Source organism: Gelidimonas diazotrophica, assembly GCF_055694025.1.
The window spans coordinates 1,893,830-1,910,361 of the sequence record NZ_CM146349.1; the positions used below are offsets into that span (position 1 = coordinate 1,893,830).

Consider the following 16,532-nt stretch of genomic DNA (forward strand, 5'->3'; position numbering starts at 1 on the left):
GCCAGAACACAAGCCCGGGAGAAACAAAAATCATCGCCAATATGCAAAATCCCAATAAAAAAAGCCACACACGAGATATTCCTCGGGTGGCTTTGCGATTGAAGCCATAATAATCATTGTTGCATTAAATTGTACCGCTTTTAGCAACCATTTAACGCAGGCCTTCAGGCTAGTGTCTCTAACTCGGCTTGGAGGGAGTTTGCACCCATCCAAAACCACACTAATCGAAACCCTTGCCTTCAGACCGGGGATTTCAAACTTATTTAGATGCCCCAGATGCCTTGGGCTGCTCATGATAAATTAACAATGGCTTGGCACCATTTGTAATGGTGTTTTCATCGATGACCACTTTTGCCACATTTTGTTGATTAGGTAAATCGTACATAACATCGAGCAATGCATGCTCAAGAATTGAACGTAATCCACGTGCACCCGTCTTGCGGGCAATCGCTTTTTTGGCAATGGCGTGTAAAGCAGCTGGTCTGACCTCCAATTCAGTGCCTTCCATTTCGAGCAGTTTTGAGTATTGTTTGATCAGTGCATTCTTTGGTTCCACCAGAATCCGTATCAGTGCCTCTTCATTGAGTTCAGTCAAAGTGGCAACAACTGGAAGGCGCCCTACCAATTCTGGAATCAATCCAAACTTGATCAGATCTTCTGGCTCAGCTTCCAGCAATACATCACTGGCCATTTTCTGGTTTTCACTCTTTACCGTTGCAGAAAAACCAATTCCGCTTTTTATCGCACGATTGGATATAACCTTCGCCAATCCATCAAATGCGCCACCACAAATAAACATGATGTTCGTGGTGTCAATCTGCACAAAATCCTGGTTAGGATGCTTGCGTCCACCTTGCGGCGGAACTGAAGCCATTGTGCCTTCGATCAGCTTCAAAAGCGCCTGTTGCACGCCTTCTCCAGAAACATCGCGTGTAATGGATGGATTATCGGATTTGCGCGAAATTTTGTCGATCTCGTCAATATAGACAATACCTTTTTGCGCCTTTTCGACTTCATAGTTACAGCTTTGCAACAACTTTTGAATAATATTCTCGACATCTTCACCAACGTAACCGGCTTCAGTGAGTGTTGTTGCATCTGCCATCACAAAAGGCACATTCAACATGCGTGCCATGGTTTGCGCCAACAAAGTTTTACCTGAACCGGTTGGGCCAACAAGCAATATATTGCTTTTTGCCAGTTCAACATCATCCACTTTACCCAAATGCTTGAGCCGTTTATAGTGATTGTAGACAGCCACAGACAAAATACGTTTCGCGGTAGTCTGTCCAATGACGTATTGATCGAGCAAGTCGCTAATCTCTTGCGGCGTAGGTAGTGCAGATTTTTCTCCGCTAATGGATTCAACGCTAACGGCTTCATCATGAATGATGTCGTTGCATAAATCGATGCATTCATCACAGATGAATACGGAAGGGCCGGCGATGAGTTTTTTGACCTCATGCTGGCTCTTACCGCAAAATGAGCAATAGAGCAATTTTTCGCCGCTGGAGGTTTTTTTGTCAGACATGGGGAGGGATCTATATAAATTTAAAGTTTCAGCTTGATATTACCCGTTAATTTAAAAATCGTCATATCAGTTTAATCGGGTAATCACTGCATTATCAATGGAAAACGCCCGAACGATAAGACGTTCGGGCGTTTTCCGCAGGACTATACGTCACTCGCGGTTTATCAGAACTTTGTCAATCAAGCCGTATTCAACTGCGGCGTCAGCCGACATGAAGTTATCCCTGTCGGTATCTTTGCCGATTTGCTCAAGAGTTTTCCCTGTTTTTTCTGCCAGGATACCGTTCAATCTTTCACGCAGATAAAGAATCTCACGCGCCTGTATCTCGATATCGGACGCCTGCCCCTGAGCACCGCCCAGAGGTTGATGAATCATGATGCGGGAGTTAGGTAGAGAAAACCTCTTCCCTTTAGCGCCAGCAGCAAGCAGGAACGCACCCATGGATGCAGCCATCCCGGTACATAGTGTTGAAACATCGGACTTGATGAATTGCATCGTATCGTAGATAGCCATGCCGGCAGATACCGAACCGCCTGGCGAATTAATGTACAAGGAAATATCCTTGTCAGGATTTTCACTTTCCAGGAACAATAATTGCGCTACTATCAAATTCGCCGTTTGGTCATTGACCGGCCCGACCATGAAAATCACACGTTCTTTCAATAGACGCGAGTAGATATCGTAGGAGCGCTCGCCCCGACCGCTTTGCTCAACCACCATCGGCACCAGACCGAGCATGTCTGTATCAAATGCGGATTTTCTGATTAAGCCTGTCATTTTCGCTCCATATGAAAGACGCTCAAGCATGTGCTTAAGCGGTGTTTGCTAGCGAATTATGCTTGCGTGTTATTGCCCATCAATTCATCAAATGCAACGGATTTTTCTGTCACTTTCGATTTACTGAGCACATAGTTGACGACATTTTCTTCTAACACAAGGGCTTCAACCTCTGACAAGCGCTGGCGATCGCTGAAATAATATTTAACGACCTGCTGTGGATCTTCATAACTTTGCGCAAAGTCTTCAACTTGTGCTTTTACTTGTTCCGCAGTTGCCTGCAGTGTATTTTCCTTGACCACTTCGGCCAGAATCAGTCCCAGGCGTACCCGACGTTCCGCCTGTGCAGTAAACAATTCAGGAGGGAACGGCATATCTTTGGCATTCATGCCGCGCTGCGTCATGTCTTGACGCGTCATCTCTGTCAGACGCACGACATCCTGATCAACCAGCGCTTTTGGAACGTCCAACTCAGCAATCTTGATGAGTGCATCCATCACGACATCTTTGTTTTTCGCCTTGATGCGGCCGGCGACTTCGCGCTCCAGATTGGCTTTGATATCTTCACGCATTTTTTGCATGTCGCCATCCACTACGCCAAGGGATTTTGCAAACTCGGAATTCAATTCAGGCAAATGTGCCCATTCGAGCTTTTTCAGGGTAATAGTAAATTCCGCTGTTTTCCCTGCAACATCCTTGCCGTGATAGTCGGCTGGAAACGATAGTGGGAAGGCTTTCGCTTCGCCTATTTTCAATCCGATTACCGCAGCCTCAAACTCAGGCAGCATGCGGCCTTCACCCAAAACGAACGGGTAATCTTCGGCGTTGCCGCCAGCGAATTCAACGCCATCAATTTTGCCGACAAAATCAACCGTCACGCGATTGTCGTTCTGTGCCGTCAAGTTTGCGCCGCCATCGCCATGCTCACCCTGCTCGTCTTTGACGTGGTAATGCACGCGTTGTTTGCGCAGAATTTCGATAGTCTTGTCGACTTCCACGTCTGTTACGGCAGCTGTGATTTTTTCGACCTCAACGTCGGACAGATCGCCGATCTTGACTTCCGGGTAAACTTCAAAAGTAGCATCGAATGCGACCGAACCATCAGCCAAATCTTCGCTTGTTTTTGGCTCGATTTTCGGATAACCGGCGACGCGCAAATTGTTTTCATTCGCAGCATCACTGAATGCACGACCGACTTTGTCGTTCAATACTTCAGTTTCGACTTGAAAGCCATATTGTGCGGCGACCATTTTCATCGGCACTTTACCTGGACGAAAGCCCGGCGCCTTGGCTGTGCGAGCGCGAACTTTCAGGCGCTTCTCAACCTCTGCCTGAACTTCAGTCAATGAAAAAGTGATGGTGAGACGGCGCTCTAATTTACCTAGGGTTTCGACTGCAGTTGCCATGTAAATCATCCAAAAAATAAGAATTCTGTGGTGTGAGAAAAGGAGTTTGAATAACGCATCATTTCTGGCTGCGGATTCGATTTATTTCTCAAGAAATAAAATAAAATCGCCGGTTTGAAAACGATTGAAAAAATTAAGCAATTTATTCAGTGACTGGCTGCAAAGATCCAATGCATTTTTTGATCAGCCGAGTTGTTGGCTACGATCAATAAAAATTCAATAAAAATCTTGGTGGACTTGGTGGGGATAGTCAGACTCGAACTGACACGTCTTACAACGCTAGAACCTAAATCTAGTGCGTCTACCAATTTCGCCATATCCCCAAAATACTGCAAGCCCTCTATTGTGCAGTAGTATCGGCTACTTATCAACCAGGTCAACCAGGTTTTTTTACGCGGAACCAGGCTGCATACAAGGCCGGTAAGAATAACAGAGTTAGCGCGGTTGCGATGATCAAGCCTCCCATGATGGCGACCGCCATCGGCCCCCAGAATACCGAGCGCGACAGCGGAATCATTGCCAGTACTGCGGCTGCGGCAGTCAAAATGATGGGACGACAGCGTCGCACGGCCGATTCGACAATCGCATTCCAGGGCGCTGCACCGGCAGCGATATCCTGTTCAATCTGATCGATCAGGATCACGGAATTGCGAATAATCATGCCAAATAGCGCAATCACCCCGAGTTGCGCGACAAAACCGAACGGACGCTGCAGTAGCAGCAGCGCCATTGCCGCCCCGGCAATCCCCAGCGGACCGGTCAAAAATACCAGCAACGCACGCGAGAAGCTGTGCAACTGCAGCATCAACAAGGTAAAGATGATGAAAATCACCAGCGGAATGTTGGCTGCAATCGAGGCCTGCGCCTTGCCGCTGTCTGCGGCAGCGCCGGCCAGTTCTATCTTGTAGCCTGGCGGCAATGTGGCACGCAGTTTATCCAGTTGCGGACTAATCTGCCCGGACACGGTCGCACCCTGGATGCCATCGACCACATCGGACTGGACTGTCACCGCCCATTCTCGCCCTTCGCGCCAGACCACGCCGGGCTCCCAAGCCATCCGGATGTGCGCCAGATTGGACAGTGGTACCGACTTGCCGCTAGCGGTCGGGATATTTGCTGCATTCAGAGCTTCCACCGTCGAGCGCTCTTGCACCGGTTGGCGCACCACTATGTCGATCAGATTATTGTCTTCACGGTATTGTCCGACGGTGGTGCCGGTCAAAATGGTATTGGCGGCACGCATCACGGTTTGCGAACTGACACCCAGCGCGCGCAATTTTTCCTGATCCAGATCGATGCGCACTACCTTGATCGACTCGTTCCAGTTGTCGTTAACGCCGATCGCATTCTGGTTGGCGTTCATGACGGCTTTTACCTGATCCGCGATGGCGCGTACTGCGTCAACCTCGGTGCCGGTGACGCGGAACTGCACCGGATACGGCACCGGCGGGCCATTGGGCAGCAGCTTGACGCGCCCGCGCACTTCCGGGAAATCGTTTTTGAAGACTGCCGTAATTTTCAGGCGCAGCGCCTCGCGTGCCTTCAAATCCTTCGGCAGCACAACAAATTGCGACACGTTGGTTTGTGGAAATATCTGATCGAGCGGCAGGTAAAACCGCGGGCTGCCGGTGCCAACATAGCTAGTCACGCTTTCCACCCCGTCTTGTGCCAGGATGAAAGCTTCAAACTTTTTCGCCTGCGCTTCATTGGCAACAAAAGTGGTGCCCTCGGGCGACCACATTTCGACCATCAGTTCCGGACGACTGGAGTCGGGAAAGAATTGCTGCTCGATAAACTTAAACCCGAATACGCCCAACGCAAATACGCCTAAAGTGATCAGGATAGTGGTCTTGCGCCAGGTAATGCACCAAGTCACGGCGGCGCGGAAACGCTTGTAAAAAGGCGTGTCGAACAACTCATGGTGGCCATCTGCATTGGTGGCAGGCTTCACCTTCAGCAGCAAGAAGCCGATATACGGCGTAAACAACACGGCCGCCAGCCAGGAAATCAAAAGCGCCAGCGCATTGACTGAAAACATCGAAAAAGTGTATTCACCTGCAGCGGATTTTGCCAGCCCGATCGGCAGGAAACCGGCTGCCGTAATCAAGGTGCCGGTCAGCATCGGGATCGCAGTCGAGGTGTAGGCGAAAGTTGCGGCGTCCAGGCGCGTAAAACCTTCCTCCATCTTGCGCACCATCATTTCAACGGCAATGATGGCATCATCGACCAGCAGGCCCAGCGCGATGATCAGCGCACCGAGCGAAATCTTGTGCAAGTCGATCTCTAATACGCGCATGAACAAAAAAGTAACCGCCAGCACCAGTGGGATGGTCAAGCCGACCACCATGCCCGGCCAGATATCGAGCCGAAACGGCTTGGTATGCAGACCCAGCGCCAGAAAACTGACCACCAGCACGATCAGTACCGCTTCGATCAGCACCCTGGTGAACTCGCCCACCGACTGCTTAACTGCCTTCGGTTTATCCGACACATTCTGAAACTCAATGCCTACCGGCAATTTTCCTTTGATTTCATCTACTGTCGTTTGCAGATTCTTGCCGAGCTTGATGATGTCGCCACCCTTCTCCATCGAAATTCCGAGGCCGATCACTTCCTTGCCGTTAAAGCGCATCTTGTCTTGTGGCGGATCTTTGTAACCCCGCTTGACGACAGCAAAATCGCCCAGACGGAAAGTCGTGCCGTTGGCGCGCAGCTCAAGATTTTCCAGGTCATGGGTTGCTTGCAAGGCGCCGCTCACCCTGACCTGCAGGTTGGCGCTGGGCGTGACCATTACGCCAGTGGATTCCACCGCGTTTTGCGCATTGATCTGATCGATGACAGCCTGAAACGGAATGCCCAATTGCGAAAATTTCTTTTGGGAAAACTCGATGTATATTTTTTCATCCTGCACGCCGAACAATTCCACTTTCGCTACCGAGGGCACTTTCAACAATTGCTGGCGCACGAAATCGGCGTAGTGCTTCATCTGCGCATAATTGAAGCCATCCCCTGACAGCGCAAAAATGGAGCCGTAAGTGTCGCCGAACTCGTCATTGAAAAACGGCCCGACCACGCCGGGCGGCAAGGTGCCCTTGATATCGCCGATTTTCTTGCGCACCTGATACCAGGATTGCGCGGTTTCTTTCGGCGGCGTCGATTCGCGCAATTGCAGGATGATCAGGGTCTCGCCGGGCTTCGAATAGCTGCGAATCTTGTCGATGTAGGGTGTTTCCTGCAGCTTTTTTTCCAGCTTGTCGGTAACCTGCTCAGCCATCTGCAGCGCGGTAGCGCCCGGCCAGTTGGCGCGCACCACCATCGCACGAAAGGTAAATGGCGGATCTTCATCCTGCCCCAGATTGACATAACCGAGGATGCCGCCAATCATCAAGACGACCATCAGGTAACGGGTAAACGGAATATGTTCGAGCGCCCAGCGCGACAGATTGAAGCCTTTTTTCATTGACCGGCTCCAGCACTATTGGCGACAGACTTGGGCGCTGACTTAGGTGCCAATTTAGGTGCAGCATCGACTGCGGCCCCCAATATTTTTACTTTTTGTCCAGCTTTCAACAGATTCACGCCGGCCGTCACGATGGTTTGCCCGGCAGTGACGCCGCTCGCCAGCAGCACATCGTCACCCGAAGTGCCGCCGATCTGAACCGGAACCAGTCTTACCGCGCCGTTTTCGACCAGCCAGACTGAAGTTGCCGCCTTGTCCTGCAACAGCGCGGTCAATGGCACGGCGAACATCGCATCCGGCGTTTTTGCGACAAAGCTGACATAGGCGGTCATGCCCAGTTTGACCTCGGCCGGCGCGTTCAATATGGTTATTTTGGCGACATAGGTGCGAGTGACCGGATCGGCTACCGGCGACAGTTCGCGCAACTTGCCTTGCAAAACCGCTTGCGGATTGGCCCAGATGCGCACCCGCACATCGGTGATGTTGCGCAGATTGGCGACCTTGTCTTCCGGAATGCCCACTACCACCTCTTTCTCGCCCGCTTGCGCGACCCACACCACAGGCGTGCCGGCCGTCACCACTTGCCCGATTTCCGCATCGACCTTGGTTACGACACCATCCACGTTTGCCACCAACGCCGCGTAACCGGTTTGATTCGATTGACCTCTGTGGGCGGCCCGGGCTTGCGCGACATTCGACTCGGCTGCTTTATAGGTAGTCTGCTTTGCATCCAGCACCGCCTGGCTGACGAAGTTTTTGCTGCGCAATTCCTGGTAACGGGACAACTCGGCCTGGGCCAGATCCCGGTTGCTCTGGGCCGCTTGCAGTGCGGCTTGGGCCTGCGCCTGCACCAGTTGCAAGTCTTGCGGATCGAGCTGCATCAGCACTTGGCCGCGCGTGACCAAGGCGCCGACATCGACCTTGCGTGCAGCGATTTTGCCGCCTACCCGAAAGCCCAGGCGAGACTCCACCCGCGCCCGCACATCGCCAGAGAATTCGGCAACCACTTCAGACTGTTGCGCGCCCAGCTGGATTGCTCTTACCGGGCGGATGTCCACCACCTTCGGCACCGGCTTGGAACAGCCGCTAATCGATACAACCAGCGCAACCAGCACAATCAGGAACGGCAAGGTGAAGTTTTGCAGCAAAATCCGGGATGGTATTTTCAGGGCGGCCACGTTTGTTTTCCTTTACTATTCGGGCTGAAATATCGGGGCTGGTGTATCCGCCGGCGATGTTCCCAATTTATTACTGACTGGGCGGTTAGTAATTATATGTGGGCCACTATCATTGTGGCAATTGTCTTTTTAGACGCTAAGTTCAAACCATGGCCGTTGATCATTACGAAAATTTTCCTGTTGCTTCATTGTTGTTGCCGGCCCGCTTGCGCCCGGCGGTGGCTGCGATCTACGCGTTTGCCCGCAGCGCCGACGATCTGGCCGATGAAGGCGATGCCACTCCAGAGCAGCGCCTGGCCGCGCTGGGCGTCTATGAACAAGGTCTCGATGCAATAGAGCAAAACCGTCTGGCAGACGCGCTGACCGCGCTTGCAGTGCCGCCGCTGTTTTTTGACTTGGAAAAAACCATACGCGCTTACCAATTGCCGCTGCAACCGTTGCGCGATTTGCTATCGGCATTCCGCCAGGATGTAGTGACCACGCGTTACCCGACGTTTGCTGACTTGCTGGATTATTGCCAGCGCTCGGCCACTCCGGTTGGGACGCTGATGCTGCATTTATACGGCGCGGCCGATGCAACAAATCTGCGCGATTCGGAGGCGATCTGCAGCGCCTTGCAGTTGATTAATTTTTGGCAAGATGCCGCGATCGACTGGGAAAAAGGCCGCATCTATTTGCCGCAGGAAGATTTGGCACACTTCGGCGTGACTGCCGCGCACCTGACGGATGCGCAGGTGGATGCAGCCTGGTGCGCGTTGATGCGCTTTGAAGTTGCGCGTGCACGCACCATGATGCTGTCGGGCGCGCCGCTGGCGCTGCGGTTGCCGGGCCGAATCGGCTGGGAGCTGCGGCTGGTGGTTGAGGGCGGCTTGCGCATTCTGGACGCGATTGAAGCCGCCGGCTTTGATGTATTCCGGCAGCGTCCGAAATTGCGCGCAACCGACTGGTGCCGCGTCTTGTGGCGCGCAATATGGATGAAATCGGTGTGAAATCGCACTAATTTGTTGCTACGCTGGCATAAAAAAATACTATTCCATGGTATTTTTAACCCCGCAATGAATATATGCGGGAACTGGCATGTTTTTGCCTATACTCCAAATAATTCTATTATTGGATGAATCTTCAGGTTGCTTATGCAACGCTGCAGCCGGCTTTAATCACACGCCGGGTTTGTTCCGAATCGCGCAGTCGGCTAGCATAGCGACTTGATTTTGCATCCAGACCACTTTTAATCCCACCATGTCACCAGACGAATACTGCCAACAAAAAACTGCGCAAAGCGGCTCCAGCTTTTATTACAGCTTCCTGTTCCTGCCGGCAGAACGGCGCCGTGCGATTACCGCGCTGTACGCCTTTTGCCGCGAAGTCGACGATACCGTCGATGACTGCAACGATGAGACGGTGGCGCGCAACAAGCTGGCCTGGTGGCACAAGGAAGTAGCCGCCATGCTGGCCGGCAACCCGACCCACCCGGTGATGCAAGCGCTGCAGCCGCACATGGCGACTTACGGTTTGGACGGCCAGCATCTGCAGGCAATCATCAACGGCATGGAAATGGATCTCGATCAAACCCGCTACCTGGATTATCCGGGGCTGCAGCGCTATTGCTGGCACGTGGCCGGCGTGGTGGGCATTCTGTCGGCCAACATTTTCGGCGCAACGCGGCCGGAAACGCTGCAGTACGCCGAAAAGCTCGGGCTGGCGTTCCAACTCACCAATATCATTCGTGATGTCGGCGAGGATGCGCGCAAGGGACGGATTTATCTGCCGGTGAATGAATTGCAGCAATTCAAGGTAACCGCTGCCGACCTGCTCAAAGCACGCCACAGCGACGATTTCGAAAACCTGATGCGTTTCCAGGTACAGCGAGCTCAAACCGCCTATGACGATGCGTTTGCGCTGCTACCCAAGGAAGATCGCCGGGCGCAACGCCCCGGCCTGATGATGGCGGCCATTTATCGCACGCTGCTGCACGAAATCGAAGCCGACGGCTTTCATGTGCTGAACCAGCGGATTTCACTGACGCCGATTCGCAAGCTTTGGCTGGCATGGAAAACCTATATCCGTGGCTAAAGCTTCAGGGCCAAAAAATGTCGCTGTCATCGGTGCTGGCTGGGCCGGTTGCGCGGCGGCGGTCAAGCTGACGCAACTTGGGCATCGCGTCAGTCTGTATGAAGCTGCCCGTACATTTGGCGGGCGCGCCCGGCGGGTTGAAGTGGATGGCAAAACCATCGACAACGGGCAACACCTGCTGCTCGGCGCGTATCGGGAAACCTTGCGACTGATGCGCAGTATCGGCATCAATGAGCGCAATCATTTGTTGCGGCTGCCGCTGCAGATGCGCTATCCACCTAAAACCGGCGGCATGGATTTCATTACATCCAGACTGCCGGCGCCCTGGCATATATTGCTGGCCTTATGGCGCGCCACCGGATTGGCGCGGGAAGACAAACTGGCGCTGGCGCGATTTACTTCTGCCGCACGCTGGATGGATTGGCGGCTCGATACCGATTGCAGCGTGGCCGAGTTATTGCAGCGCTTCGACCAGACGCCGCGTCTGTGCCGGCTGATGTGGCAACCGCTGTGCATTGCCGCCCTGAACACACCGCCCGAGCGCGCTTCGGCGCAGGTTTTCTTGCATGTATTGCGTGACAGCCTGGGCGCGAAGCGCGCCGCTTCAGATATGTTGATACCGCGCTGCGACTTGAGCACGTTGTTTCCGCAGCATGCGGCAGCGTATGTGGCAGCCCAAGGCGGCAGCGTGCATGTGGGTTGCGCTATTCAAGGATTACGACAAACGGCGGCTGGCTGGCAATTGATAGCGGGAACGGCGAATCTTCCTGATAATTTCGATGCAGTAATCTTCGACGCGGTAATCATCGCCACGCCGCCGAACCGGGCCTCGAAACTGCTGGCCACACTGGAAGCCGATACACAAGATTTACAAGATCTACGTAAGCAGCTGGATGAATTTACCTACGAAGCGATCACCACCTGCTATTTGCAGTACCACGCAGATTTCAGGCTGGCGCAGCCTTTCATGGCGCTGCTGGATGATCCTGCCACGAATAGCTGGGGCCAATTCGTGTTTGATCGGGGGCAGTTGCAGCCGCAGGATGCTGGCTTGCTGTCAGTCGTCATCAGCTTACCGAACGCGGCTCTTGCCGCTGGACGCGAAGTTTTGACAAGCCAGGTCAGCCAGCAACTGGCGCGCGCATTCAACAGCCCGGCATTATCCGAACCGCTATGGAGCGCGGTGATCACAGAAAAACATGCAACCTTTTCCTGTCGCCCTGCCCTACGCCGGCCGGATAATCCAACTGGGCTGCCCGGCTTGCTGCTGGCGGGCGACTACACTGCCGGCGATTACCCGGCGACGCTGGAATCGGCAGTGCGCAGCGGTTTGCGGGCGGCTTCACTGGTGCAATAAATCCCAACATCACTTGTCAGTCATCCAGCTCGCGCATTTTATTGAACGCTTCGTCGATGCGCTCCACCGCGATGATTTTCATGCCTTCGATTTTTTGTTTTGGCGCATTCGCTTTCGGAATCATCGCCGTCGTAAAACCCAGTTTAGCCGCTTCGCGCAAGCGTTCCTGACCGCGCGGTGCGGGACGGATTTCACCGGCCAAACCCACTTCGCCGAACACCACCAATCCACGCGGCAACGGTTTGTCGCGCATCGAGGAATTGATCGCCAGCAGCACCGCCAGGTCGGCAGCCGGTTCGGTAATCTTGACGCCGCCCACCGCGTTGATGAACACATCTTGATCGAACGCGGCCACGCCGGCATGGCGATGCAGCACCGCCAACAACATTGCCAGACGGTTTTGCTCCAGCCCGACCGACAACCGTTTCGCATTCGGCGCGTGGGAAGTATCGACCAGCGCCTGAATTTCGACCAACAACGGGCGCGTGCCTTCTTGCGTGACCATCACGCAAGAACCGGACACCGCGTTGTCGTGCTGCGACAGGAATAGCGCTGACGGATTGGATACGCCTTTCAAACCCTTTTCAGTCATCGCGAACACGCCCAGTTCATTGACCGCGCCGAAGCGGTTCTTGACTGCGCGCACCAGCCGGAAACTGGAATGGGTGTCGCCCTCGAAGTACAACACGGTGTCGACGATGTGTTCCAGCACGCGCGGTCCGGCCAGCGCGCCTTCTTTGGTCACATGCCCGACCAGAATGATGGTGATGCCGTTCTGTTTGGCGACACGCGTCAGTTGCGCTGCGCACTCGCGCACTTGCGCAACAGAGCCAGGAGCGGAACTCAAGGCGTCCGAATAGACCGTCTGGATCGAGTCGATGACCGCGACTTCCGGCTTCAGGTCAGCCAGCGTTTTGAGGATTTTTTCCAGCTGAATTTCGGCTTGGAACTTGAGTTCGCTGGCCACGATGTTCAATCGTTTGGCGCGCATGGCAATTTGTGCGCCGGATTCTTCGCCACTGACGTACAAGGATTTTTTGGTATCGGATAAATTTGCCAGCGCTTGCAATAGCAAGGTGGATTTGCCGATGCCGGGATCGCCGCCGATCAGCACCACGCCGCCGGTGACCAGACCGCCGCCGAGCACACGATCGAATTCCTCGATACCGGTGCCAAAACGCGGCACATCGGTGGCATCGATATCAGCCAGGCTCAACACCGGCGCGGTTTGCGCCAGCGCTTGCGGTTGTGCCGAAAAACGATTGGCGCCAGTTTCGACTATTGTTTCGACCAGCGTATTCCACTGGCCGCAAGCCAGGCACTGGCCCATCCATTTGTTCGATACGTCACCGCATTCGGTGCAGGTGTAATTGGTTTTTGCTTTAGCCATGGTTCTGAGGTGTTTATGCTGCGCTACCGCAATTTTAAATTGTATGGAGTATGCCGATAAAGTCGCTACTTACCGCTTATGTTTAATGCGGCATTAAAAAATACATGCAACAGTATATTTTATGTTGGGGAAAGCTCAATAATCCGCACTCTGGCCGCTAGCGCGCACATCAATTCATAACCGAGGGTGCCTGCGGCCTGCGCCACTTCATCAATCGGCAAGCCTTGCCCCCACAAAGTGACGCTGCTGCCGATGTGCGCGCCCGGCACTTCGGTCAGATCGACGGTAATCATGTCCATCGAAACCCGACCGACGATGCGGGTCTTGACGCCATCGACGATGATCGGCGTACCGTTCGGCGCATGGCGCGGGTAGCCGTCGGCGTATCCGCAGGCGACCACGCCGATCTTCATCGGCCCTTCGGCGCAGAAGCGGCTGCCATAGCCGACTGCATCGCCCGCCGCAATATCCTGGGTGCCGATGATTTCACTCTTCAGCGTCATCGCCGGCAGCAAGCCGAACTCGGCCGCGCTCTTGCCGCCGGGAGTGGCGCCGTACAGCATGATGCCGGGGCGCACCCAATCGGTCTGAATCTCGGGATGCAACAGATCGGCGGCCGAATTCGACAGATTGATTTCCGCCTCCAAACCTTCTGCTGCAGCACGAAAGCGGCGCACTTGCGACATCATCGGAAAAGTGGAATTTTCGGCATCGTCGGCATTGGCCAGATGGGTCATCAAGGTGATCTTGCCGACCGACGGCATGGCGCGCAGGCGGGCGTAAGCGGCCCGAAAGGCATTGTGCTGGAAACCAAGCCGGTTCATGCCGCTATTCATTTTCAAGTGAACCTGCAACGGCGCGTCAAATTGCATGCGTTCCAGCATGTCGATCTGCTCGTTGCAGTGAACGGCGAATTCCAGCCGATATGCATTGATGACTGCCAGATCGGCGGTATCGAAAAAGCCTTCCAGCAACAGGATCGGCTTGTTCCAGCCCAGTTCGCGCAGGCGCACCGCCGCCTCGATTTCGATCAAGGCCAAGCCATCGGCCTGTGCGAAGCCGCGCATGCCGCGCTCGAGGCCGTGGCCGTAGGCATTCGCCTTGAGCACTGCCCAGGTTTTGGCAGTCGGAACTTGCGCTTTGGCAACAGCTAAATTGTGCTGCATGGCAGCGATATCAATGAGGGCAATAATAGGTCTTGGCATCGGACAAACCTGACAATAAAAGTGCGTGGAAAGAAAGAATAATGACTGACTGACATTTTACCGGAGCCACTCTGCGGCGCGTAGATTCTGGCGAATAGCCCATATTTTCATGGTATAAAGCAGTCCAGACATATTCTGTCACAGGCTGGATTTACGAAAACGACCCATTTCCGCAGCGCAGGCCCAACAGGCTGCGCTGCTTAAGTAAATTAAGCAAACTAAGCAAATGCATTCATGTTCTTGATAATCAGTGAGCCAACAGCCGAATGAAACGCGGTTTCTATACCATCATGGCGGCGCAGTTTTTCTCTTCGCTCGCTGATAACGCGCTCCTCATCGTTGCTATCGCACTATTGGCACAATTGCATTCACCGGACTGGATGACGCCGATGCTGAAATTGTGTTTCGTATTGTCTTACGTGTTGCTGGCAGCATTCGTGGGCGCTTTAGCCGATGCGCTGCCCAAGGGCCGCGTGATGCTTATCACCAACCTGATCAAGGTTTCCGGCTGCACGCTGATATTTTTTAATGTGCATCCGCTGATCGCGTATGCGGTGGTAGGTTTTGGCGCGGCCGCGTATTCTCCGGCCAAGTACGGCATCCTGACCGAATTATTGCCGCCTGAAAAACTGGTGGCTGCCAATGGCTGGATCGAAGGCTTGACCGTCATTTCCATCATTCTCGGCACCATGCTGGGCGGGGCGCTGGTCAATCCGGCGGTTACGGCGGGACTGCTGCAGTTTGATTTCCCCCTGATCGATTTTGGCTTCAATACTTCGACCGAAGCTGCGTTGTGCGTGATCATCACCGCCTACCTGCTTGGCGCTTTATTCAATCTCAAGATTCCTGACACCTGTACACATTATGCGCACCAGGAACGCAACCCAATCAGGCTGATCGCCGATTTTGCGAACAGCTACAGCATTCTGTGGAAAGATAAACTGGGTCAGATTTCACTGGCGGTGACCACGCTATTCTGGGGCGCTGGCGCCACGCTCCAGTTCATCGTGTTGAAATGGGCGGAGAAATCGCTCCATATGCCGCTCGACAAAGCCGCCATCCTGCAAGGTGTGGTGGCGCTCGGAGTTGCTCTGGGCGCGGTCGGCGCCGCCCGTTTCATTCCGCTCAAAAAATCCCTGTCGGTGATGCCGATGGGGATTGCGATGGGCGTGGTAGTGATCCTGATGACGCTGGTGCATTCGGTCTGGATCGCTTATCCATTGCTGGTTTTGATTGGCGTCCTGTCCGGCTTTTTTGTGGTGCCAATGAACGCCCTGCTGCAACATCGTGGTCACGTGCTGATGAGTGCCGGGCATTCGATTGCGGTGCAAAACTTCAATGAAAATCTGTCGATTCTGACCATGCTGAGCCTGTATGCGCTGATGATTTCATTCAATCTCGACCTCAACGTAGTGATTATCCTGTTCGGCCTGTTCGTGGCCGGCACCATGTACCTGGTCATGCGCAAGCACGCCGCCAACCAGCGCGAACATGATTCGCTGGCGCTGATTGGCGAGCATAAGCACTGAGTTAATCGGTACGTCATGAATAGCTTTACAACGCGTGCGTGGCACAAAAAAGCACATCGCGAACATCCGGCGGCTCGGGACGAGCCATCGTGCAAGCCTTAAAATGCAACTCAAATGCAACTCGCCCAAGCAACAGACGATACCGCCGATCTTGCCGTTCGAGCCGTCAGCTTGCTCTAGTGAATTCTCGACTCGCTCGCTAGCGTTCTCGGCCTATTCAAAATAACTCCGAACACTAGCGTGATTTCAGCAAACGGCTCAAAACATAGCCGACCGCGGTAGCGATTCCCAGCGACGTTAGCGGATTCTGTTGAACGTAACTCCGACAACTTTCCATCAATTTCACCTGCGCCACTTTCAATTCTTCTCGCTTCACGTCGAAGGTTGCGGCGGCCTGGCTAGCGGCATCGACGGCCTTGTCAAAACCCTGATGGGCGCCTGCGGAAAGGTTGTCAACAGCGGTACGGGCAACGTCAGAGACTTTATCTATTTTGGCATGTGCCCCCGCATTCGCCGGATCGCCGACCGTTCCCAACGCACTGCCCGGGTCGTTCGCATTCGAATTGACGTTTCCAAAAGTATCCATTATTGCCTCCGTTGAAATTATCATGGCCTTTCAGTATTTC

The 16,532-nt window shown here is 53.8% G+C and carries 12 protein-coding genes and 1 tRNA gene; 4 read left to right on the top strand and 9 right to left on the bottom strand.

Annotated elements, in window-relative coordinates; all coding sequences use genetic code 11:
* Positions 1–259: 259 nt before the first annotated feature.
* From clpX to KGFNPO_RS08800, 6 genes are all read right to left on the bottom strand, one after another.
* Positions 260–1,531, bottom strand: a complete 1,272-nt coding sequence (gene clpX, locus KGFNPO_RS08775) for an ATP-dependent Clp protease ATP-binding subunit ClpX (RefSeq protein ID WP_472615702.1) — start codon at positions 1,529–1,531, stop codon at positions 260–262.
* A 150-nt stretch (positions 1,532–1,681) separates the two neighbouring features.
* Positions 1,682–2,308, bottom strand: a complete 627-nt coding sequence (gene clpP, locus KGFNPO_RS08780) for an ATP-dependent Clp endopeptidase proteolytic subunit ClpP (RefSeq protein ID WP_472615703.1) — start codon at positions 2,306–2,308, stop codon at positions 1,682–1,684.
* Positions 2,309–2,364: 56 nt separating this feature from the next.
* Entirely contained in the window at positions 2,365–3,714 is a 1,350-nt protein-coding gene (gene tig, locus KGFNPO_RS08785) for a trigger factor (protein ID WP_472634359.1), read from the bottom strand.
* A 238-nt stretch (positions 3,715–3,952) separates the two neighbouring features.
* Positions 3,953–4,037: transfer RNA gene (locus KGFNPO_RS08790), tRNA-Leu, on the bottom strand.
* Positions 4,038–4,090: 53 nt separating this feature from the next.
* Positions 4,091–7,174: an efflux RND transporter permease subunit gene (locus KGFNPO_RS08795; protein ID WP_472634360.1), complete on the bottom strand. Its 3,084-nt coding sequence runs from the start codon at positions 7,172–7,174 to the stop codon at positions 4,091–4,093.
* A complete protein-coding gene (locus KGFNPO_RS08800) occupies positions 7,171–8,352 on the bottom strand; it encodes an efflux RND transporter periplasmic adaptor subunit (protein WP_472634361.1) in 1,182 nt (393 codons plus the stop codon). Before KGFNPO_RS08800 ends, KGFNPO_RS08795 begins: the two co-directional genes overlap by 4 nt.
* A 149-nt stretch (positions 8,353–8,501) precedes the next feature.
* Here KGFNPO_RS08800 and hpnC point away from each other — a divergent pair, with 149 nt between their 5' ends.
* From hpnC to hpnE, 3 genes are all read left to right on the top strand, one after another.
* Positions 8,502–9,341 (top strand): squalene synthase HpnC, encoded by an 840-nt coding sequence (gene hpnC, locus KGFNPO_RS08805; RefSeq protein ID WP_472634362.1) that lies wholly within the window; start codon positions 8,502–8,504, stop codon positions 9,339–9,341.
* Positions 9,342–9,591: 250 nt separating this feature from the next.
* Positions 9,592–10,425 (top strand): presqualene diphosphate synthase HpnD, encoded by an 834-nt coding sequence (gene hpnD / locus KGFNPO_RS08810; protein ID WP_472634363.1) that lies wholly within the window; start codon positions 9,592–9,594, stop codon positions 10,423–10,425.
* Positions 10,412–11,782 (top strand): hydroxysqualene dehydroxylase HpnE, encoded by a 1,371-nt coding sequence (gene hpnE / locus KGFNPO_RS08815; protein WP_472634431.1) that lies wholly within the window; start codon positions 10,412–10,414, stop codon positions 11,780–11,782. Before hpnD ends, hpnE begins: the two co-directional genes overlap by 14 nt.
* 16 nt (positions 11,783–11,798) lie before the next feature.
* Here hpnE and radA read toward each other — a convergent pair whose 3' ends face one another.
* Entirely contained in the window at positions 11,799–13,172 is a 1,374-nt protein-coding gene (radA, locus tag KGFNPO_RS08820; RefSeq protein ID WP_472615709.1) for a DNA repair protein RadA, read from the bottom strand.
* A gap of 119 nt (positions 13,173–13,291) precedes the next feature.
* A complete protein-coding gene (alr, locus tag KGFNPO_RS08825) occupies positions 13,292–14,377 on the bottom strand; it encodes an alanine racemase (RefSeq protein WP_472634364.1) in 1,086 nt (361 codons plus the stop codon).
* Positions 14,378–14,643: 266 nt separating this feature from the next.
* Here alr and lplT point away from each other — a divergent pair, with 266 nt between their 5' ends.
* A complete protein-coding gene (lplT, locus tag KGFNPO_RS08830) occupies positions 14,644–15,906 on the top strand; it encodes a lysophospholipid transporter LplT (RefSeq protein WP_472634365.1) in 1,263 nt (420 codons plus the stop codon).
* Between the two features lie 235 nt (positions 15,907–16,141).
* Here lplT and KGFNPO_RS08835 read toward each other — a convergent pair whose 3' ends face one another.
* A complete protein-coding gene (locus tag KGFNPO_RS08835) occupies positions 16,142–16,492 on the bottom strand; it encodes a glycine zipper domain-containing protein (protein WP_472634366.1) in 351 nt (116 codons plus the stop codon).
* Positions 16,493–16,532: the final 40 nt, after the last annotated feature.

Bases quoted from the DNA above. Each gene is read 5' to 3' on its own strand.
- lplT (WP_472634365.1), top strand. From the start codon at position 14,644: ATGAAACGCGGTTTCTATACCATCATGGCGGCGCAGTTTTTCTCTTCG.
- alr (WP_472634364.1), bottom strand. From the start codon at position 14,377: ATGCCAAGACCTATTATTGCCCTCATTGATATCGCTGCCATGCAGCAC.
- clpX (WP_472615702.1), bottom strand. From the start codon at position 1,531: ATGTCTGACAAAAAAACCTCCAGCGGCGAAAAATTGCTCTATTGCTCA.
- hpnD (WP_472634363.1), top strand. From the start codon at position 9,592: ATGTCACCAGACGAATACTGCCAACAAAAAACTGCGCAAAGCGGCTCC.
- KGFNPO_RS08795 (WP_472634360.1), bottom strand. From the start codon at position 7,174: ATGAAAAAAGGCTTCAATCTGTCGCGCTGGGCGCTCGAACATATTCCG.
- radA (WP_472615709.1), bottom strand. From the start codon at position 13,172: ATGGCTAAAGCAAAAACCAATTACACCTGCACCGAATGCGGTGACGTA.
- tig (WP_472634359.1), bottom strand. From the start codon at position 3,714: ATGGCAACTGCAGTCGAAACCCTAGGTAAATTAGAGCGCCGTCTCACC.
- clpP (WP_472615703.1), bottom strand. From the start codon at position 2,308: ATGACAGGCTTAATCAGAAAATCCGCATTTGATACAGACATGCTCGGT.
- KGFNPO_RS08835 (WP_472634366.1), bottom strand. From the start codon at position 16,492: ATGGATACTTTTGGAAACGTCAATTCGAATGCGAACGACCCGGGCAGT.
- hpnC (WP_472634362.1), top strand. From the start codon at position 8,502: ATGGCCGTTGATCATTACGAAAATTTTCCTGTTGCTTCATTGTTGTTG.